The sequence below is a fragment of the Chengkuizengella axinellae genome, assembly GCF_030730905.1.
Classification (GTDB): domain Bacteria; phylum Bacillota; class Bacilli; order Paenibacillales; family KCTC-33759; genus Chengkuizengella; species Chengkuizengella axinellae.
The window spans coordinates 104,907-126,146 of record NZ_JAVAMP010000007.1 but is presented as its reverse complement, the minus strand read 5'-3'; the positions used below and the strand labels follow the sequence as shown (position 1 = coordinate 126,146).

The window sequence follows — 21,240 nt, the reverse complement described above, 5'->3', positions numbered from 1 at the left end:
ATAAATATTCTATTTTAGTGATAAATGGTAATTCATATGGTATAATGATTTTGCTCTGAATGCGCTTTATATAAGAAAAATATAAATATTTAAAATAGAAGTTATTGTTTTTTTATTTAATTAAAACTAGCAAATTTATTAAATATTATCTATTTCGATTTAATATGATTTTAATATAAAGAGAATCTTGGTTTCAGTGCTCTTGCTGAAAGTTAGACTAGTACAGGATGTACTGATGCATCATTAGCTGGCTCATGGATGAGCTAGTGCAGGAAATGCCATAGGATGTGGCAGTTATTGACGGCGCACAGGACGTGACTGATTTTAGATGTAAACCATATTCTTGATGAATATATGCTGTTATCTCCTTCTTGAAGAAGAGGGAGTGATATGAGAAAGTGATCAATACAACTCTAGTACAGGAGGATGAAAGATGACAAAAATGATTAAAAATCCTATTTTAAAAGGTTTTAATCCAGATCCATCTATTGTCAGAGTCGAGGAAGATTATTATATTGCAACTTCAACATTCGAATGGTTTCCTGGTGTGCAAATTCATCATTCAAAGGATTTAGTCAATTGGAGATTGATGACACGTCCTTTAGATCGATTGTCCTTATTAGATATGAAAGGAAATCCAAATTCAGGTGGTGTATGGGCCCCTTGTTTAAGTTATGATGGGGATTTATTCTATTTAGTATATTCAGATGTGAAAAGCTGGCATCATACCTCCAATGTAACTAAAGATTCTCATAATTACGTGACTACAGCAAAAGATATTATGGGTCCATGGTCAGAACCTATCTATTTAAATAGCAGTGGATTTGATCCATCTTTGTTTCATGATGAGGATGGAAAAAAATGGATGGTGAATATGCAGAATGATATCCGTAAAGGGAAGAATCCATTTGCTGGCATATTACTGCAAGAGTTCTCACTAACAGAAAAGAAACTAGTAGGACCAGTCAAAAATATTTTCGAAGGGACTGAACTAGGAGTAACGGAAGCCCCTCATTTATATAAAAGAAATGATTATTATTACTTAATGACGGCAGAGGGTGGGACCTCATGGGAACATGCAGTTACAATGGCACGATCAAAAAATATATGGGGACCATATGAAGTGGATCCACAAAATCCGATGTTGACCTCGGCTAACAACCCAAAATTAGAATTGCAAAAGGCGGGGCATGCTTCACTAGTTGAAACACAAAATGGAGAGTTTTACATCACTCATTTATGTGGTCGTCCCTTAAGACCAGAGATGAAATGTAATTTGGGTAGGGAAACAAGCATACAGAAGGTGTATTGGAGTGAGGATGGTTGGCTTCGCCTTGTTGGTGGAGGAAACGAACCTAAGGTAGAAGTGCCTGCTCCGGATTTACCTGAACACAGCTTTGAGAGATTACGTTGTAAAAATGATTTTGATCATACTGAATTCAATATACATTTAAATACGCTCAGAATACCGCCAGATGAAAGCTGGTTTTCACTTACTGACAGACGTGGACATATAAGATTAAGAGGGCAAGAGTCGCTAAGTTCATTACATAGACAAAGCTTAGTTGCAAGAAGACAGCAAGCTTTTCGATGTGAAGCGGAAACCTGTATAGAATTTGAGCCTGAACATTTTCAGCAGATGGCAGGACTTGTTTGTTTTTATGATACAAATGATTATATTTATCTTCGCATTAGCCGTAATGAAGAGTTAGGGAAAACATTGGCTATCCATCATATGAATAGTGGAGAATTAGACGAACCTTTAGATGAAGAAATCAACATAGAGGGTTGGTCTAAAGTATATCTTAGAGTAAATGTGTTTAACCAATCTATCGAATTTTCTTATTCTGACGATGCGGTCAAATGGTATAAAATTGATAAAGTGTTTGAAGCAGCACAGCTGTCTGATGAACATAACAAATTAGGGTTTACAGGTTCTTTTATAGGTATTTGTGTTCAAGATTTAAGTGGAATGAAAAAACATGCTGATTTTGACTACTTCACTTATTTTGAGCTGGATGAATAATCGTTCTTATATCGATAAATTTTAGATTTTTTTTCCTCATTTAGTTGGATAGAATGACTAGATGATAAAAAGTAAGTAACGTGGTATACTGTAATTAACGTGGAGGTGAATAGAATGAGTAAACAATCACAGCAAGAGGAATTATGTCCTAGATTAACATCAGCAATGCAGTTATTTGGGAAACGTTGGGTAGGACTGATTGTATTCACACTTTTAACCGGTCCTAAACGTTTCAGGGATATAGAAAAGTCGCTTCCAATTAGTGGAAAGTTATTGGCTGAGCGTTTGAGAGAGCTAGAAAAATATAAATTGGTTATTCGTCATGTATATCCAGAAGTTCCTGTACGTATCGAATATGAGCTTACTGAAAATGGAAAAGCAATGGAACCTATTATTAATGCAATACAAGAGTGGGCTGAATCCCTCCCTATGGAGGATATATGTCAAGATTAAGGTTATGAACTCCCCCTTAATCTTGACCAAGGGGCAGGTTTTGCCCCAATGTATAGAAATTATTGATTCATGATCTTCGAGCTTTCCTGAATGTTGTTTTCTCGAATACACTGATTAATCGCACTTATAAAACCTTTTGCAATGGAAAACATGATGTCTTCGTCTATGCAAGTGCCTTTGAATTTCCTTCCCTCAATTTCTATCGTTACAATAGCTTCACCGTTTGCATTTTCACCAGATGAAAGAGAGTACAATTCAAGATCTATAAATTTCACATCTAATGGAATTGCTTGTTTTATGCTGCTAATAATAGCTTCTACAGGACCTTTTCCCTTACCTAAAAAAGTATTCTCCTCATGAGTAATTTGATTGATTACAGTTGCTGTAGCTGCTTTTTTATGATGTTGTGTAAACACTTTTATATCTGTTATCATATAGTTTTCCATCACTGTATTTGTAGCTTTCCCTACAAGTTGCGCTAGTTGCTCATCTGTGACTGATTTATGTTGATCAGCAAAAGCTTTGAAACGAGTATATAGGTCCTCAAGCTGTGTAGGGTTTAATGGAACACCCATTTCACTCACTCTGTGTTTGATCGCATGTCTTCCTGAGTGTTTGCCCAAAATAATCATTTCTCTTGGAACCCCTAGTTTTTCAGGATTCATAATTTCATACGTGTTTCGATTTTTCAACAACCCATCTTGATGAATGCCAGCTTCATGCTGAAACGCATTCCTACCTACGATAGGTTTATTAAAGGCAATAGGGAAATTCATAATTCTACTGACTAATCTAGATGTTTCAAAAATTTCCTCTGTGTTTATATTTGTTTGCACTCCCAATGCTTCTTTCCTAGTTTCAATGGCCATCACAAGTTCTTCTAATGAACAATTCCCAGCTCTTTCCCCAATCCCATTGACAGTGACTTCAATTTGGGTTGCTCCAGCTTCAATCGCAGCAAGACTATTTGCAACCGCCATACCAAGATCATTATGACAATGAGCGCTATATTCCACATGTTTCCCGCCTCGTACATTGTTTTTCAGCATTTTGAAGATTTGGCCATATTCATTTGGCAATGCAAAACCAACAGTATCTGGAATGTTGATCAATGTTGCACCCTCAGCTACCACGGCTTCAACCATCTCAAGCAAAAACTCATTGCCTGTTCTGGAAGCGTCCATCGGCGAAAATTCAATCCTGTCTACGAATTGTTTTGCATAGGCTACTTTTTCTCTTGCAATCTGAATCACTTGATCTCTTGATTTCTTAAGCTGAAAATCCAAATGAATATCTGATGAAGAAATAAATAAATGTAGACTTCTTTTTGTCGCATCTTGTGTTGCCTCTATTGCTCGATTGATATCCTCTGTTACAGCTCTAGCGAAACCACAAATTTCAACATGCAGCAAATCTCTTGAGATTTGCTGAACAGCTGTAAATTCCCCTTGGCTTGAAATAGGGAATCCTGGTTCAATCACATCCACACCTAAATTAGCCAATTGTTTTGCGATGCGTACTTTTTCCTCAATCGAAAGGGAACCTCCCGGAGCTTGTTCTCCATCTCTTAAAGTAGTGTCAAAAATTCTAATGTTTTTCATCATAATCATCCTCCTAAAAATAAAATAAACCCGCCGCCTCAAATAAGAGACGACAGGTTATAGTCGCGGTACCACTCTTGTTGGTTCAAAAAGAACCCACCTCAATTTTGTAAAACAACATCTAGCCTGTGATTTCACAAAAACCTTAAACGAAGGTTAGTCGTTAAATAGTACTAGGCGATAGCTGTTCCCATTTACCACTCCTGGGCGAGTTCAGGTTTCTCATTTACTACGTCGCACCAACCCGCAGCTCTCTGAAAATGGAACAAACCTTACTACTCCCAATCATTGTGTTTCAGTTATATTGTTGAGGGTAACATCGACATCGACAGGAAATAAATAAACCCGCCGTCTCATGTAAGAGACGACAGGTTATAGTCGCGGTACCACTCTTGTTGGTTCAAAAATTGAACCCACTCGAAACCAGATGATGGTGGTCAGCCATTAAACAGTACTCAGTTCATTTGAACCGTTCCCATTTACCACTCCTGGGTGAGTTCAGGTCTTTCATTTACTGCGTTTCACCAACCCGCAGCTCTCTAAAAAATGAATGAACCTTACTAGTCCCAATCAAAGTGTTTATAGAATATTGTTCAATAATGAAGTGTTATCTTATTGAACTGTTTGTATATAATTGTTTGAAAATTCTGTATTGGAAAAAATATTAATATATATAATGAAGATTGTCAAGGGAAATTGAAAAGTTATAATTAAATTTCTACTTTTCCGTTGACATTGAGAATCATTATCGATATAATCTCATTGTAAATGAAAATCATTATCAATTAGGGGAGAGAATAAAAAACATGAAGTACAAACTTACAACTGCTTTATCCACAGTGTTAATTGCTAGTGTGGTCTTATCAGCATGTGGAACAGAAAAACAGGAAGCTGTGAACGAGGAACCAAAAGAACAGGTTGAGCAAACGGAAGGTTCTCAAAATACAGATACAGTAGAGAATGAAGAAGTTGAAGCAGAGGAAGTTTCTATAGAAGATACAATTACTTATTCAGAAGTTAATACTTATAAACAAATTATAGATGAGCTAAGCAAAGAGAAAGAAGGGGAAGCTGCAGATTGGAATCTAGCAAGCACTCTTTATGCTGATGGATTAAAAGAAACGATTGTGGGAGCAGATGATAGTTTGGATGTTGCAATTTCAGCTGCGCTTGAAGCAGGTGCAAACAGACAGTTGGACACGGTAGTTGCTCTTCAAGTAGTTGATAAAACAACTCAATCTTATTTTTATAAAAAACAAAAAAATCTTCAATCTGATGTAGTAGCTGCATTAGAGGAAGGAAATCAAGAAGTTGCAGAATTAGCTTTTACAGAGCTTAAATATTTAGCAGAGGAAGTATTAGTACCAACAGCTGCTAAAAGAGATTCATATTATAGTGTAGATATGCAAATTCAAATTGAAAATGGATTAAGCATTCAAGAAGCAGCTTTAATACAAGGAAATGTAGATGATTTAAAAGTGTATAAACAAATGACGGATAAAACCGTATATCGTAGTTACTATCTTGCAGCTAACTCTTATGCTGAAAAAATAGCTGCTGCAGTGCAAGAGGGTGGAGCAGAAAAAGTAGACTTGCAAATTAAACAAGCAGAAGCTTGGGGTTTTTATCAAGCGATTAAAGGTTCGCTTTCTGGTGGAGATGAAGAAGCTGCTGCAGCATTGGATACTATTTTTGATTTAGGTCAAACAGATCCTGAAACGATGAATGCAGATGAAGTTGCAGATTTATTCGTAAAAACATTTGTTGGGAAAATAATTGGTTACCATGGGAAGGTTCCAGTTGCAATAGAGGAAGGCAACATTACTGATGCTCGAGTTGAAGCTATGGAAGCAAATGTCTTTATGAAGGCAATCGAGCTTGAGACTATTGAACGTCTTGGAGAAGAGCAAGCTGCCGATCTGATGGAAAAGGGTGAAGCTTGGTTCGAAGCAGTAAGCAATGAAAATGCCGAGGAAGCTAGTTCCATTAGTGCAGAGATAGTTGAAGCATTGAATCAATTATTCTAAAATATAGTAGACTAATAGATGTTGTCCAAATGGGTACAGTACCTTTTTTTGGCAGCATCTTCATCTTGTGAGGTGTTTTATGAAAAAAGCTTCTTGGTTTGAAATTATTGCTGCAAGGTGCTGGAATTTGTTGAATGAAGGAAAGCCATTTACGCCTATTTTTGTAGTAGGTGTATTTTATTTATATCATTTTGGGTATTGGACAGAGCCTTCCTTTTGGTTAAATTCAGGACTGAGTTTGTGTATCACTTTTCCATTATTTATCCTATATTACCATTATGATTTCCCTCTATATCTAAGAAATTATTTATGGCTACCTTTAATCGCTTACTTGATCCTTTTTAATGAAGTTAACCTTCCTCTTGTATTATTAGCGGTTGGTCTGTACTTTTTTTTCACAGTGTTTTTTTGGGGGACGTTCTATTATCATTTAAGAATAGGAACCTCTTGGTTAAATTTCACAAGATTTTGGAAGTTAGTATTGAAAAATAGTGATTCCACAAGTGGAAATGCACAAGAGCAACTTCCAAAGTTTATTTTGTTATTATGGATTTGGCAGTATGTTTATGAGCATATGAATGTTCAAGGAACAGGATTGAATGAACTACCTTGGATTACATTATTATCCTTTGCAGTGGCTGTTTTTATTTTTAGCTGGGTGCTTCATAGGTATATATTTGACTGGAAACCTAAAGAAGATGAAGGGTTTACGAAAGAAAAGTCGTCTAATCCTACAGGAAAATCAATAAACGATAAAGTGATTGTCATTGTAATTGATGGGATGAGAAAAGATAAGTTTAAAGAGGCTAACACTCCATTTTTGGATGACATGCGTTTAAAAGGAACAGAATATACACAAATGGAAACCGTGTATCCAGCACGCACCGTAGTTTGTTTCTCATCCATGTTTACTGGCACTTATCCTAGGGAACATGGAATTACTTCAAATATGGTCTGGAAGCTTGGTATAAAGGTTGAAAGCATCTTTGACAGCTTAAGGAAGGTTGGAAAGAAGGGGCGTCTGTTAGGTATTGCTCATTTAATTGATAGCTTCGGTAAAGATGTTGAGTCGGTTACAGCTGTGATGAACAATGATGTAGCAGATTTAAATATTATGAATAGAGCCAAACAGATCATGAGTGAACAGGACCCTGATTTTCTTGTTGTTCAGTTTATCGGAACGGATCAAACGGGGCACAGCAGAGGCGTGCATTACGATGATTATATCCAAAAAATTGAAGAAGTTGATTCCTTGATAGAACAGTTTGTAACGTGGTTGGATGAGCAGGGAAAAAAAGAGAATACAACATTTATTGTTTGTGCAGATCATGGTCAAGCGGATGGAATTGGAGGTCATGGTCATTTAGACGAAGGAGAGCGTTATGTTCCATTTTTCATCCATGGCCCATCGATTCACGGTGGAAAAAGAGTGGAGGAGAAACACAGTTTAATATCCATTGCTCCAACCGTGTCCACCTTATTGGGAGCTCCTTACCCTAGTCACAGCAGAGGTAAAGTATTATCAGATGCATTAAATTTAAAGGGAGAGGAAAACAAAAGTTGAAAAAACATGTAGTTGTATTCATACCAGCTTATAACGAAGAAAAAACAATAGGAGAAGTGATTTCACGAATTCCTCGTGACGCTAATCCACAGGTGTTTATAGAAGTACTAGTTATTAATGATGGATCGCTTGATCATACAGTTGCGGTTGCTAAAAAAGCTGGGGCAGATGCGGTTCATTCATTTGAAAGAAATAAAGGTCTGGGTGCAGCAGTTCGCCAAGGTCTTGTTGAAGGCTATAAACGGGGTGCAGATATTGCGGTCATGATTGATGCGGATTGTGAATACCCACCTGAGCAAATTCCTGAGCTTATTCAGCCGATTATACAGAACCAAGCTGATTATGTTATGGGCTCTCGATTTCTTGGGAAAATGAAAGGGATGAGACTTCACCGCCGTTTAGGCAATTACGTATTTACGTTTATACAAACCCTTCTACTCAGAAAATGGATCTATGACGGACAGTCAGGCATGAGGGCGTTCTCAAGAGAAGTGATGGAGCATGCTGAAATTATTCATGATTACAATTATGCGCAAGTATTGACTTTGAATATTGTACGAAAAGGGTTTCGAATGAAGGAAATACCGATTCATTATCAAGTAAGAACACAGGGACAATCTTTTATCACATTTAAGGCTTATATCCCTAAGGTGTGCAAAGCCATTGTTAAAGAGATGTTGCGCCCGGTAAATAAAGTGGGTTTGCCTCAAAATAAGAGTGAAAAAGTTCGCAATGAGACAAAATTTAAATCATCTTCACAATTATAGTGAAGATTTTATTGACATTAACAATGATAATCGTTATCATTTAGAGTGTAATCATTGATAAAGGGAGACAATTCATGAAACAGGCTATCTTGATTATTGTAATATTTTTTGTACTTCTGGGATCTTATCAACAAGTATCTCATGCATATACTTATGGGGACCCTAATGAAGAACTTATCGCTGAAGTCTATAAAGCAATGGATGCTCAACTAAATGTGGATCCTCCGAACTTTACTGAAGCTGAAACCATTTATTTGACAGTGAAAGAGGATATTGAGTTACATATGGGCATCGAACCTTCACAAGCTGTGATGGACGCTTTAGAAGCAGAGGATTCAGAAGCAGTTATGACTGCGTTGGAAAACATACTAGTACTTAATATAGCAAGACGTTTAGAATATATTGAACAAGGCTTTGACGATTATGCAACGACAAAGCTGCTGCTGGCAAAAGGACTTGCAACATACGATGCTCTATCACCTATCATCATTGAGAACGACAAACAATTGGATGATCAGATGCGACAAGAGTTTAATCTAGCATTAGATGCCTTAGGAAACCCAGGATTGTTTGGTGTAGGTGAGAAGGAATCAGATATAGATGCATTTGTAAATAGCAAAGAGAAAATCCTTAATATATTATCGGAACAATTTCAACTTGAAAATGTTGAGGTTGGCCACTTTGTGCCGGAAGAAGGTCAGGTAAGTCAAGCACCTAAATTTGTAGATTTAAACAATATTAAAAATTGGATACCGATTATTATCATTTTTATTGTCATTATTTTGATTGTTGTATATGCATTAAAGAAGCGTAATAGAGGATCATCAGTCTAAAGATAAATTGGGAGGAATCAACATGGATCTGCAGGCACTACTGATTACATTTAGGGAAACATTAGAGGCTTTACTAATTATAGGTATTATTGTTACCTATCTCAAAAAAATGAACCATCCCGAATACACAAAATATGTATGGTTGGGTGCTGGTTTGGCCTTGGTTGCCAGTTTAGGTGTAGCCTTTGTTTTTCAAGTAGTGCTAACAAGCTTTGCTATGATGGCAAGCCAAATATATCTTAAAATCTCCATTATGCTCATTTCCTCCATGTTATTAACCCATATGGTATTCTGGATGTCTAAAAACAGTCGAGATATGAAAGGAAAACTTGAAGGGAAGTTAAAAACTTACGTTACAGCAGGCAGTGTGATCGGTATGGTGGTTCATTCCTTTCTCGTTATATTAAGAGAAGGTATTGAAACGGTATTTTTCTTTGCTGCAATCACGGGCGGTAACATTCAAGAGGCGATACAAAGCTGGGGAGCACTGGCAGGTATCCTAATTGCTGCCGGAGTAAGTTATTTCTTCTTTAAAGGTACAATGAGAATTCCATTAAAAACGTTCTTTAGAATTACAGGAGCTATGATTATTATCATCGCTGCAGGATTGCTCGTTCAAGGTATTGGCATGATGCAGGACGTAGGAATCATCGGAAGTGTAATGCCGCAGGTATATGATCTAACTTGGTTCTTGCCAGAACATCCAACAGATTATACTCAATATTTGAGGGATACTGGAAGCGAACCTTTAATCTCTGGTGATGTTGGTATCTTTTTCACCGCATTATTAGGTTATGCTGCTACACCATCCATTGAAGAGATTCTTGTATATTTTGGTTATTTTGCAGGTATTCTGTTATTATTGAAATCTAGAAGAAATGAAAATACAGAGACAAAATCTTCTGAGAAGAGACCATCAGAGAAGAAAAACTTGCGTAAAGCAGAGGATGCTAAGGTGGTTCACAGTAAAAAAGTTGTCAACATATAGGATTAGATAAATGATGAATCCATTTAATAATTATAAAATCAAATGGGCGAGTAGCATGATTGTAATTTTTATCTTCGTTGGAATGTTCAGCTGGAGATTCATGCACATCTCGTCTTTTGCTCGTTCATGGGATATTGTAGACTTTGCACTGGCTTTAGACCGTTTTGACCTATTGGCTATGCAACCACATTTTCCAGGATACCCGTATTTTATTCTTGGTGGTACGATGATAAATAGTTGGGTGAGTGATCCTGTTCAAGCTTTAGTATTATTTAATGTGCTGATGACTATGTTTTCAGCTGTCCCAATATATATGCTGGTCAGAAAAATGTTAACTAGAGAGCTGAGTTTGGTTGCAGTTCTTTTTGTGCTGTCTTTTAGTTATATATCTGTAATGAGTGTAGAACCGATGTCTGAAGGTGCAGCCATTGCGGTGTTATGGTGGTATATCTGGAGTATAAATTATTCCTTACATAAAAAAAGCACTTGGATTTCTTTATTACCTCTGTTCCTCTTTAGTGTTTTAATGGGCATACGTTTGTCTTATTTAGTGTTTGGTGTTGGAATTGTGTTGCTTTGGTGGTTGAAATTGAAAAGGGAACGTCCTTCGTTAAGAAGGTACGGGATACAGTTCTTTTTTTTAGTGCTGTTTCAATGTATATGGGTGATTGGACTCGTTGTGTCAGAAGGAAGCTTAAATGGTTTTATACAGCTATCTTTATCTTTTACAGCAGGTCATTTTTCCGATTGGGGAGGGGCTTACGATGTTGCTAGTGACCCCATTGTTTCTAGAATAATCCAATTATTATTTTATAATTTGTATTGGACAGGGTTTAGCGCTCAATCGGTTATTTTAGCTGTAATTACCTCTGTTTTTCTCGTACTGATTATTTACAAGGTTTTTCAGGTAAAAAGAATAAAGATGAATGATTTCTCTATGATTCTCGCAGTGATGTTGATTTGTTATTTTTTGTGGGCTTTATTTGCACAAAATTTGGACAAACCTAGGCATATTTCACCTCTAGTTGGTCCAATAGCGCTCTTGATGATTCAATACTTGTTAAAGAGTTATAAATCAAAAATGTTATTAATGATTGTACTTATTTCTATTGCTTTTCAAGTAGTTCATGGAGCAGATCTAGTTAAAAGCTATGCCGAAGAAAAACCTGCTGTTTATCAGCTGAACGACTTTTTATCACTTCAGGAACGCGATTTTATCGTATATACTTGGGAAGAAACTAGAGTCTTTCAATATTTGAAGGCCCCTTATGCTCATCAACGCGTATTCACTTATGATTATTTTTTACAAGAAATTAAAAGAACACCCTATAAAGAGGTAATGATGACAGAACAAGTATTAAGAGGATTTGAACAGCAGGTTGGTGACCTAAGCCATCGAATTACGCCTATAAAAACATTTTATTCAAATCCATTATTTGATCCTGTTTATTATGAAATTACACTTTATAAGTGGAAATAAACTTATAATGATATTTTTAAAACATAAATCACATCATACTTAGTACATGGTATGATGTTTTTTTTCATATAAAAAAATTTTTTTAATTTTTAGTGCAGGGTTCCTTTTAACTAGTTGCGTCTATTACATCAGAGAGGGGGGAGCAGATATTACAGATGAAGTTATAATTGAAAAAGTGATAGCCGGCGATCAAGAAGCTTTTCGAGAATTAATGGAAAAATATCAAACTTATATCTTTCAAGTTGTATATTCCGTTCTTCGTCACCAAAAGGATGCGGAAGATGTGACACAAGAAGTATTTATCCGCATTTATCATGCTCTCCCTCAGTATAAAAATCAGGGGTTTAAAACGTGGATGTCACGGGTTGCTGTAAATAAAGCGATTGATTTGAAACGTAAAAAACAGAGAGAGAAAGAAGATTTAACGGAGATAGAAAAGGTTGAACATATATCACACGGAAATGTAACAGAAATGGAGTCTATTCAAAGAGAAAGAGTACATTTAGTTAAAACGAGACTAAATGAAATGCCTGAAAATTATAGAGATGTAATGTTTGCTTATTACATTCAGGATAAGACATATCGTGAAATAGCAAAAGATCAAGGGATAGAAGTAAAGAGTGTAGAGTCTAAGCTATATCGAGCAAAAAAATGGATCCGGAAAAATTGGAAGGAGGAGGAATTTAAATGAATGAACATTTTACAAAGCAACAATGGTTGAATTATATAAACGATCAAGTATCTGATACAGACCGATTGGAGTATGAAGATCATTTATATACCTGTGAGCAGTGTTTGGAGACATACACTCAGAGCATTGAGGACCAGACTTTGAATCTGCCTGTGATTGAAGATGAACCTCAATTTACTAAACAGGTTATGGAATCCATTCAACCAAATAAAACAAAACAGCACTTCATTCACAAACCTTTCTTTCAATATGTGGTGGCAGCCAGCATTACTTTAATTCTTATGTCATCCGGTGTATTTGAGCGTATAGCAATGCAGCAGGATCATCATCGATTAGACGAATCACAACAAAGAACAGCGATTTCAGAACATTTGACACACAAAGTATCTGATTTTCTTAATGAGATACCAACAAATTTAAGAGGGGGTCAAGAAAATGAATAAAAATAAAAGTTTAGCTTTTTTTCTATCGTTTATTCCTGGTGTAGGGCATCTTTATTTAGAGCGTAAGGTTCGTGCTTTCTTATATGCAGCTGGATTTTTCGGTTCCTTATTTTTAGGATTGGTTTTAACTTTTATAAGTTATGATGAGGGTTTTTTCTTTTTTGGTGGTATGCTTGCTTTATTGGCTGGCGCTGTCAATATGATTGATATGATCATCACCTTGAGTTCTATGCCAAAATATGAGAACCCATCATATACAGAGGAGAGTAGATATAGTGTTATGAACAAAAGTAATAATCAGCATAATGAAAGGTTTTTCACCATTTTGCTTTCTTTTATCCCTGGTTTAGGACATTTTCAATTAGGTTTAACGAATAGAGGTTTGACGTTTTTAGCTGGATTTTTTGGTTTATTTACAATGATTGGGTTCGTAACTGTTGTAATAAATGAAGCGTTTGCTGTCTTTTTAGCTGCAATGCCAGTTATATGGTTATATAGCTTGTTTGATTGTATTCAGATGTTAAACAGAAAACAAAAAGGAGAAGAGTTAGAGGATCGTTCTGTATTTGAAGATTTAGAAAGACAGAGAGAAACCGGGAAGAAGAGTAAAGTTGCAGCAACCTTATTGTCTATATTTCCTGGGGCAGGACATTTGTATTTAGGTTTGCAAAAACGTGGACTTCAACTTATGGCAGGGTTTTTAATTTCACTATATATTCTTGACGTTTTAAGATTATCACTATTTTTATTTTTTATACCACTCATATGGTTCTATAGTTTTTTTGATGCTTTGCAAAATGTTTCTAAATACAATGAAGATGAGGAACTAGAGGATACTCCAATTTTTGATTGGTTTATTCATCATCAAAAGTGGCTTGGATACGGTTTGTTAGCGCTTGGAATTTATTATCTATTTGATGAAGTGATTCTGTATTACATTGATACCTACGTTGTTCAAGACTTTGATATACGATACACATTTGGGCAATATTTTCAAACTACATTGATTTCTGTTTTATTTATTGTTGGAGGAATTAAATTACTTAAAGGAAATAAGAAGAAAAAATATGGGGGAAGAAAATGAAACAATGGCGTGTAGGTACATTATCCATGGCGTGTTCTTTAATTCTTTTGGGGATCGTATTATTTTCATCTCAAATATGGGATTATGATCTTATAGATGTTGTTTTCACTTGGTGGCCGCTCATTATCATATTAATAGGTCTAGAGATATTAATTTATTTATTCATTTCTAAAAAGGAAAATTCAGTGGTTAAATATGATGTGTTCAGTATTTTGTTTATTGGTTTTATAGGTACACTATGTATCATGCTTTTCATATTTACATCAACGGGATTAATAGAAGAAGTTCGATATGTTATCAATGAGGTGGAGAGCAATCAGGAGCTTCCAGAGGTGGAAGAATCCCTTTCAGATGAAATCAATCGAGTTGTATTGCAGACAAAGCATTCATATTATCATTCTATTCAAATTGACTCAACAAAAGAGAGCCAACTAAATATATTTGGCAATGCATTCATACGTTCAGCAGACGAAGAAATAAAAATAGAATCGGATGATTATGTTAGTTTAAATACTGTTGGAGATACGTTGTATATTTCCTTGAAAACCCCACCTAGGAAAAATGGTTTTGCTAGTGAATATTTTTATATGGAAGTCACATTGGTTTTACCTGAGGATATAAAGGTGGAAATGGATGCGAGACAGCAAAATGTTGTGTTGTTGACAGAAAGTGAAATAGAGAACTGGGATATTGTAATGATGAATAAAGAATAGAGTAAATGTTTAGGATGTGGTGTTCAGGATTGGAACACGACATCCTTTTTTTATTTAGGAAATAAAAGTGATCGATAGGTGAGTTTCAAATAATTAAAAGTGATTTGGGAAAAATAAAGGGAACAACCAAGGGGGAATAATAGCACAATGAAAAAAAGAAAAATAGAAGAAAAAGTGACTGAAGTTCTAACTGAAGGTGAGTATCAAACAGAAAACGCTGAAGATGCTGCTGTGGATCACATCCACTCTAAGTATGAAATTAGACAACAAACGGAATTAGATCCTATTGCCCAAGAAACAAGAATAATCAGAAAAGTTGTGAAAAATGATGATCAACTTTACAATGATTATATGTCTCGTATTGAAAATGAAGAAAATTAGGGTGATGTGCATGGATTATTCAATCTTAGAACCATTAATAAGAGAAAGTAGAAATCAGTGCAATGAAGGAAAAGTGGCGAGTTATATTCCTGAATTGTCAAAAGTCTCAGGAGATTTATTAGGCATTACAGTGCACGAGGTTGGAAAGGATCCTGTGACAGCTGGGGAATGTATGCCTAAATTCACACTTCAAAGTATTTCAAAAGTGTTTGCATTATTACTGGCTTTGATAGATCGCGGAGAGCAGCAAGTTTTTGAAAAAGTAGGAATGGAGCCTACAGGGGATATGTATAACTCCTTAATGAAGCTTGAGATTGTAACACCTGGAAAACCTTTTAATCCTATGATTAATGCAGGAGCCATTACAGTTACTTCCTTCATTGAAGGGGATAATGTAAATGAGCGTTTTGAACGTATTTTATCATTTATTCAAAAATTGAGTGGAGATGACTCTATTTATTATAATGAAAAGGTGTATCATTCTGAGAATCATACAGCACATCGAAATAGAGCGCTAGCACATTTGTTAAAGGATAATGGGATATTAGAAGGAGATGTAGAAGAGCATTTAGAGGTATACTTTAAACAATGTGCGATTGAAACAAGCTGCACAAACTTAGCTCGAATGGGTATGATTTTAGCTAATGGTGGGAAAGACCCTGAAACTTCAGAGCAACTGATTCCAAAGCGATATGTTCAAATTGCGAAAACGTTCATGATTACTTGTGGTATGTATAATGCTTCAGGAGAATTTGCGATTGAAGCTGGTATTCCTGCAAAGAGCGGAGTGTCCGGAGGTATTCTAGCCGTTGCTCCTAATATGGGAATTGGAGTAATAGGTCCAGCACTAGATCGTAAAGGAAACAGTATTGCTGGAATAAGACTGTTAACCCGTTTATCAGAAGAGTGGGATCTAACGATCTTTTAATCATAATGATATACATAACAATAGAATAACCGCCCATTCAAAAGTGACCATATGGGCGGTTTTTTCAGAACATTTATACCTTGGCTTCATTTAAGATGAATTTATCAATGACGTGTTTAACTCCGTCCTCATTATTGCTAAGTGTGACAAAATTTGCAATTTCTTTAAGTGTAGGGATAGCATTTCCCATAGCTACCCCAAGACCTGCAACTTCTAACATTTCGTGATCATTCCAGCTGTCTCCAATAGCAATCACTTCAGAAATATCACATCCGTAGTGTTTTGCTAAGAACTGAAGGGCATGTCCCTTTGTTGCTTCCTTATGCACAATCTCTAAAAAGTACGGTTTAGATTTTGTAACGTGAACCTGATCCCCAATTTCCTTTTGCAGTTCTTCTGCTATTTGATCTATGATCTCTGGATGATTGATAATTAGCAGCTTTGTTAAGGGTTTTGAAGCAAGGCTTGGAAAATCAGTTTCAACTTTATATGGGACCTTAGAAACCATAGCATATTCTTTTACAAGGTCATTATCTTCTTTTACGTATAATTCATCTCCATGATAAACCTGAAGATGATGTTTGTTTTTCTCAGCATATTTAATAATATATTCACTAACCGATTGTGGAACTGAACGTTCATAAATGATTTCTTCATCCAACAAATTTTTAACAAGTGATCCTTGATATGTGATGATAGGAACGTTTAAATTAATTTGTGTGGCAATTTGTTTAGCAGAAGCAAACATTCTTCCTGTTGCCAAAGTGATCACAACATCTTGTTCTACAGCTTTAAATAAAGCTTCTTTTGTAGCTTCTGTAACGATTCTGTCATCATTAATTAGTGTATCATCAACATCAATTGCTACCATTTTATATTTCATTTCAGTATGGTCTCCCTCCAAGTATATCTCTTTTATTGCTAGTCGTTCCTAATGACTAAATAAATTATTAAACCTAATACAGGAAAAAAGATCGTTCCAATTAAAACTATAATTGCATATTCCTTCGATTTTCCTTTTCTTACAGAATCTCTGTATGCCCAAATACTTGTGATGACATTTAGAAACAATAAAAAAAGTCCAAAAAGAAAAAATAAAACCATCACACCTGCAAAAGCTTCCATAAAATGACCTCCCCTACACAAGTCCATAACACTTTTCAATCACAATTATAACACTAAATTCTCCATAAAAGTGAAATGCTGATTTATGTACTATTCAAAAAAAAAGACAAAGCTATTTTGTAGGATAACCTTGTCTTGGAAGAAAATAATGGGCTATGCGGTTTATGAAAAAGAAACATCGTTACTGGAAATAAATCTTTACTGATTCATTAAATTCATTTACATAAGGCTTTAATGAGTTTCCTCTCCAGGTTTTTTGAGCGTATACATTTAATTGATTTACAAATGCGCGATTGGCAGACACATATATTTCATCCACTCTAGGATTTAACTTTTTCACTTCCATAATCACTTTTTCTTTTAACCTGCTGGATATATTGTTTTCATCTTCTAAAGTAAATTTTGAATTTGTATCTGTAACTAAATTTTTGGGACTGGTATAAGTAATTCCGCCATTCTCATTATATCCGTTGTCAGATTTCCCAGAATTGTTTTGTTCATGTATGTTTCCTTTTGCAAAACCGCCAGTTGCTGTATGATCTAACACAAGGGAAACATAAGCATTTCGATTGGTCAGTATTACATAGGAGTGACTGATGCCGGGAATGTCCATAATTTCTTTAGCTGTAAAGGGACTGAAACGAATGCTTGTATTTTCGTGAGCGTCTATGGTTTTTACATCTTGTCCTTGTACATTTTTCATCTTAATATTGGACATTTCATTTAATGTCCGTTCATTTAAGTTTTGTTCGCTTTGTGTGTATTCTTCTCTATAATTACATGATGTAAGTAGTGCCATGATGATTAAAGCGTGGATAAAATACGTAGTCTTCATTGTTTTCATTACAAACCCCCCCAAAAATATATGTTTTTTTAAAATAGATATGGGTCTTTAAATTTAGGTTTGTACTTCTGACTAAGAATTATACATATACGCATAATAAAAATAGGAATTGGAAATAAAGTCAATGAGAGGTTGGTCATAAAAAAGTATGTTGAGTATAATTTTTAAAAAAACGGATCTTTTTTAAGAACAATTTGTGAACTTCTATAGGAAGATTGACAAATATGTAAGGTGAATTTATATTTAATAAAGTGATTAAGTTTATTGACAAGGAAAGCCATCCATGGTAAAACAATGTTTTTGAAGAAAGTTGGACCATGAGAGCAATTAAAACTTAGAAGCGGGGTAGATATTCAGTGAATCGGTGGCATTTATGGAAACGTATAATCCCCTTGTTAATGGTATTTTCTTTATTATTAACAGGCTGTAGTTTGGTGGGACAAGGATCGAATCCAATTGATCCTAAAGGATCCGTTGCAGAAGAGCAATACGGACTTATTTTATTGTCCTTAGGGATTATGATTTTAGTAACTGTAGTAGTGTTTGTTTTATATTTTTATGCAATTGTAAAGTATCGCCGTAAACCAGGTGATAACACAATTCCTAAGCAGGTGGAAGGCAGCCATAAGCTAGAAATCATTTGGACAGTGATTCCAATGATTTTATTGTTTATCCTAGCTGTTCCTTCAGTAGCACTTACTTTTTCACAAGATGTGGATTACTCAGATGATCCAGAGGTTATTCAAGTAAAAGCAACTGGGCATCAATTTTGGTGGGAATTTGAATATCCAGATTTAGGCATTTACACAGCACAGGACTTAGTACTTCCAGTTAATCAGAGAGTTCAGTTTGAATTGACTTCTTCAGATGTTATTCATTCCTTCTGGATTCCAGCAATGGGTGGGAAAATGGATACAAACCCAGGAATGATCAATAAATTATACTTAGACACTCCTGCTGAACCGGGAGTATTAAAAGGGAAATGTGCAGAGTTTTGTGGAGAATCTCATGCTTTGATGGATTTCAAGGTGATCGTTCTTAGTGAAGAAGACTATAATGCATGGGTAGAAGATATGCAAACTCCAGCTAACACAACTGTTAGTGCGGATGTGCAATCTGGAGAAGAATTATTTAAACAAAATTGTATGTCATGTCATGCGATTGATGCAGGATCTCCAGGATTGGGGCCAAATCTTAAAGGATTTGCTGATCGTGAAGTTGTCGCTGGATTTCTTGAAATGACAGATGATAATGTGTACAAATGGATCAGAGACCCTGCATACTTTAAGGGAGATAGGGTAGAAATGCCAGGTTTATTTTTAGAGGATGAGCAATATCAAGATATTGCTGAATATTTAAAAACGCTCAAACTCGAGTAGATTTATAAGAACTAACAAGATACGAGGAGGAAATACATAGTGGCGCACTCGGTTAAAAAGTATAGAGGATTGATGGATTGGATCACGACCGTCGATCACAAAAAAATTGGAATACTTTATTTCGCGGCGGGTGGCTTGTTCTTTGTTATTGGTGGAATTGAAGCGCTTTTGATCAGACTTCAATTGATGTTCCCAAAGGGAACCTTCGATATTCTTGATGGTCAAACATATAATGAAGTTATGACCATGCATGGAACAACCATGATTTTCTTAGCAGCGATGCCATTGGTTTTTGGATTAATGAATGCAGTAGTTCCACTGCAGATAGGAGCGCGGGACGTTGCGTTTCCTTTCTTGAACTCATTGGGTTTTTGGACATTCTTCTTCGGAGGAGTATTATTAAATATTAGTTGGTTTACAGGTACGGTTCCTGACATCGGATGGACTGCTTATGCACCACTCTCTGGACAGGAATTTAGTGGAACAGGCTCGGATTATTATGCAATAGGGTTACAGATTGCAGGGATTGGAACATTAGTAGGTGGGATTAACTTCCTAGTAACAATTATTAATATGAGAGCGCCGGGTATGTCATTTATGAGAATGCCACTATTTACTTGGACTTCTTTCATCACATCTGGAATTATCCTTTTTGCTTTTCCAGCATTAGCTGTAGGGTTAATTTATATTTCTTTTGACAGATTGTTTGATGCGAACTTCTTTGTGACTGCAACAGGTGGTAATGCGATTTTATGGGAGCATATCTTCTGGATTTTCGGACATCCTGAGGTATATATCTTAGTGCTTCCTGCATTCGGAGCGATATCAGAGATCTTACCTACATTTGCTAGAAAACGTTTGTTTGGATATAGCTCTATGGTTTTTGCAACAGCACTTATCGGATTTTTAAGCTTCATGGTATGGGCGCACCATATGTTTACTGTAGGAATGGGGGATATTGCGAATGCCCTGTTTGGGGTCGCCACGATGCTCATAGCCATTCCAACGGGAATTAAAGTATTTAACTGGTTATTTACAATCTGGGGCGGTAAAATTCAGTTTACGACTGCGATGTTATATGCAACATCATTTATACCGACTTTTGTAATGGGTGGAGTAACAGGTGTAATGTTAGCTATTCCTCCAGCGGATTTCCAGTTTCATGATAGTTATTTTGTCGTAGCACATTTCCATTACGTCATTGTTGGTGGAATCGTACTTAGTTTGCTTGCTGCAGCATACTATTGGTGGCCAAAGATGTTTGGTCGTATGTTGAACGAAACATTAGGTAAATGGAGTTTCTGGTTATTCTTTATTGGTTTCCATTTAACGTTCTTTATTCAACATTTCTTAGGATTATGGGGAATGCCTAGACGTGTATTCACTTACTTGCCTAATCAAGGATGGGATACTGCAAACTTTGTAAGTTCAATTGGTGCCTTTTTCATGGCTGCGGGTGTGATCGTGATTTTGATCAACGCAATCATCTCTATTAAAGGACCTAAAGCTCCAGCAGATCCATGGGATGGACGTACATTGGAGTGGTCAATTGCATCACCATCACCAGAGTATAACTTTAAACAATTACCATTAGTTAGAGGTTTAGATGCATTCTGGTTGGAAAAAATGGATGGTAAAAAAGAAATGACTCCTGCAGAACCATTAGGTCCAATTCATATGCCATCACCATCAATATTACCGTTCTTTATGTCACTTGGACTATTTATAGCAGGTTTCGGTTTTATGTATCGTGGATATGAATTTGAAAGTGCGTTTATGAATAATCTGTTTGGTTATAATATTATTGCAATCTTTGGTTTAGCTATCACATTAGTTTGTATGTTCTTAAGATCTGTATATGATGATCACGGTTATCATATAGAGGTTGAAGAATTGCAGAAGGAGGGTTAATC

20 protein-coding genes and 2 other annotated features are annotated in these 21,240 nt (G+C 35.8%); of the genes, 16 read left to right on the top strand and 4 right to left on the bottom strand.

Features of this window, described 5'->3' with window-relative positions:
* The first annotated feature begins 433 nt into the window (after positions 1-433).
* Both Q5Y73_RS14660 and Q5Y73_RS14655 read left to right on the top strand, forming a co-directional pair.
* The gene (locus Q5Y73_RS14660; protein WP_305992658.1) at positions 434-2,026 is read left to right on the top strand and encodes a glycoside hydrolase family 43 protein; all 1,593 of its coding nucleotides are present in this window, start codon (positions 434-436) and stop codon (positions 2,024-2,026) included.
* Between the two features lie 114 nt (positions 2,027-2,140).
* A complete protein-coding gene (locus Q5Y73_RS14655; RefSeq protein ID WP_305992657.1) occupies positions 2,141-2,479 on the top strand; it encodes a winged helix-turn-helix transcriptional regulator in 339 nt (112 codons plus the stop codon).
* A 59-nt stretch (positions 2,480-2,538) separates the two neighbouring features.
* On the opposite strand, the gene Q5Y73_RS14650 is transcribed toward Q5Y73_RS14655, so the two are convergent.
* A complete protein-coding gene (locus Q5Y73_RS14650; RefSeq protein ID WP_371320217.1) occupies positions 2,539-4,080 on the bottom strand; it encodes a 2-isopropylmalate synthase in 1,542 nt (513 codons plus the stop codon).
* Between the two features lie 42 nt (positions 4,081-4,122).
* Positions 4,123-4,378: a binding site (T-box leader), on the bottom strand.
* A gap of 59 nt (positions 4,379-4,437) precedes the next feature.
* Positions 4,438-4,663: a binding site (T-box leader), on the bottom strand.
* Between the two features lie 223 nt (positions 4,664-4,886).
* Here Q5Y73_RS14650 and Q5Y73_RS14645 point away from each other — a divergent pair.
* The 12 genes from Q5Y73_RS14645 (at position 4,887) to glsA (ending at position 15,979) form a co-directional block, all read left to right on the top strand.
* Positions 4,887-6,107, top strand: a complete 1,221-nt coding sequence (locus tag Q5Y73_RS14645) for a hypothetical protein (RefSeq protein ID WP_305992655.1) — start codon at positions 4,887-4,889, stop codon at positions 6,105-6,107.
* Positions 6,108-6,186: 79 nt separating this feature from the next.
* Positions 6,187-7,671 carry an alkaline phosphatase family protein gene (locus Q5Y73_RS14640; protein WP_305992654.1) on the top strand — a complete coding sequence of 495 codons (1,485 nt, stop codon included), beginning with the start codon at positions 6,187-6,189 and terminating at the stop codon, positions 7,669-7,671.
* Positions 7,668-8,438 (top strand): glycosyltransferase family 2 protein, encoded by a 771-nt coding sequence (locus Q5Y73_RS14635; RefSeq protein WP_305992653.1) that lies wholly within the window; start codon positions 7,668-7,670, stop codon positions 8,436-8,438. Before Q5Y73_RS14640 ends, Q5Y73_RS14635 begins: the two co-directional genes overlap by 4 nt.
* Before the next feature lie 74 nt (positions 8,439-8,512).
* Entirely contained in the window at positions 8,513-9,271 is a 759-nt protein-coding gene (locus Q5Y73_RS14630; RefSeq protein ID WP_305992652.1) for a hypothetical protein, read from the top strand.
* 22 nt (positions 9,272-9,293) lie between these two features.
* Positions 9,294-10,259, top strand: a complete 966-nt coding sequence (locus Q5Y73_RS14625) for an FTR1 family iron permease (protein WP_305992651.1) — start codon at positions 9,294-9,296, stop codon at positions 10,257-10,259.
* A 13-nt stretch (positions 10,260-10,272) separates the two neighbouring features.
* Positions 10,273-11,739: a nucleoporin-interacting protein gene (locus Q5Y73_RS14620; RefSeq protein WP_305992650.1), complete on the top strand. Its 1,467-nt coding sequence runs from the start codon at positions 10,273-10,275 to the stop codon at positions 11,737-11,739.
* A gap of 175 nt (positions 11,740-11,914) precedes the next feature.
* Positions 11,915-12,430 (top strand): RNA polymerase sigma factor, encoded by a 516-nt coding sequence (locus Q5Y73_RS14615; protein ID WP_305992649.1) that lies wholly within the window; start codon positions 11,915-11,917, stop codon positions 12,428-12,430.
* A complete protein-coding gene (locus Q5Y73_RS14610) occupies positions 12,427-12,873 on the top strand; it encodes an anti-sigma factor (protein WP_305992648.1) in 447 nt (148 codons plus the stop codon). The genes Q5Y73_RS14615 and Q5Y73_RS14610 overlap by 4 nt, the downstream gene beginning before the upstream one ends.
* On the top strand, positions 12,866-13,957 hold the full coding sequence (locus tag Q5Y73_RS14605) for a hypothetical protein (RefSeq protein WP_305992647.1): 1,092 nt from the start codon (positions 12,866-12,868) through the stop codon (positions 13,955-13,957). Before Q5Y73_RS14610 ends, Q5Y73_RS14605 begins: the two co-directional genes overlap by 8 nt.
* The gene (locus Q5Y73_RS14600) at positions 13,954-14,670 is read left to right on the top strand and encodes a hypothetical protein (RefSeq protein ID WP_305992646.1); all 717 of its coding nucleotides are present in this window, start codon (positions 13,954-13,956) and stop codon (positions 14,668-14,670) included. The genes Q5Y73_RS14605 and Q5Y73_RS14600 overlap by 4 nt, the downstream gene beginning before the upstream one ends.
* 147 nt (positions 14,671-14,817) lie before the next feature.
* Positions 14,818-15,051 carry a hypothetical protein gene (locus Q5Y73_RS14595; protein WP_305992645.1) on the top strand — a complete coding sequence of 78 codons (234 nt, stop codon included), beginning with the start codon at positions 14,818-14,820 and terminating at the stop codon, positions 15,049-15,051.
* Between the two features lie 4 nt (positions 15,052-15,055).
* Positions 15,056-15,979, top strand: coding sequence for a glutaminase A (gene glsA, locus Q5Y73_RS14590; RefSeq protein ID WP_371320220.1), 924 nt, complete (start codon positions 15,056-15,058; stop codon positions 15,977-15,979).
* A 73-nt stretch (positions 15,980-16,052) separates the two neighbouring features.
* Here the strand turns inward: glsA and Q5Y73_RS14585 are convergent, their stop codons facing one another.
* The 3 genes from Q5Y73_RS14585 to Q5Y73_RS14575 form a co-directional block, all read right to left on the bottom strand.
* Positions 16,053-16,862 carry a Cof-type HAD-IIB family hydrolase gene (locus tag Q5Y73_RS14585; RefSeq protein WP_305992643.1) on the bottom strand — a complete coding sequence of 270 codons (810 nt, stop codon included), beginning with the start codon at positions 16,860-16,862 and terminating at the stop codon, positions 16,053-16,055.
* A 38-nt stretch (positions 16,863-16,900) separates the two neighbouring features.
* Entirely contained in the window at positions 16,901-17,104 is a 204-nt protein-coding gene (locus Q5Y73_RS14580) for a PLDc N-terminal domain-containing protein (protein WP_305992642.1), read from the bottom strand.
* A 181-nt stretch (positions 17,105-17,285) separates the two neighbouring features.
* Entirely contained in the window at positions 17,286-17,948 is a 663-nt protein-coding gene (locus Q5Y73_RS14575) for a hypothetical protein (protein WP_305992641.1), read from the bottom strand.
* A gap of 434 nt (positions 17,949-18,382) precedes the next feature.
* Between Q5Y73_RS14575 and coxB the strand changes: the two genes are divergently transcribed.
* Both coxB and ctaD read left to right on the top strand, forming a co-directional pair.
* The gene (gene coxB, locus Q5Y73_RS14570; RefSeq protein ID WP_305992640.1) at positions 18,383-19,327 is read left to right on the top strand and encodes a cytochrome c oxidase subunit II; all 945 of its coding nucleotides are present in this window, start codon (positions 18,383-18,385) and stop codon (positions 19,325-19,327) included.
* 72 nt (positions 19,328-19,399) lie between these two features.
* Entirely contained in the window at positions 19,400-21,238 is a 1,839-nt protein-coding gene (gene ctaD, locus Q5Y73_RS14565) for a cytochrome c oxidase subunit I (protein ID WP_305992733.1), read from the top strand.
* Positions 21,239-21,240: the final 2 nt, after the last annotated feature.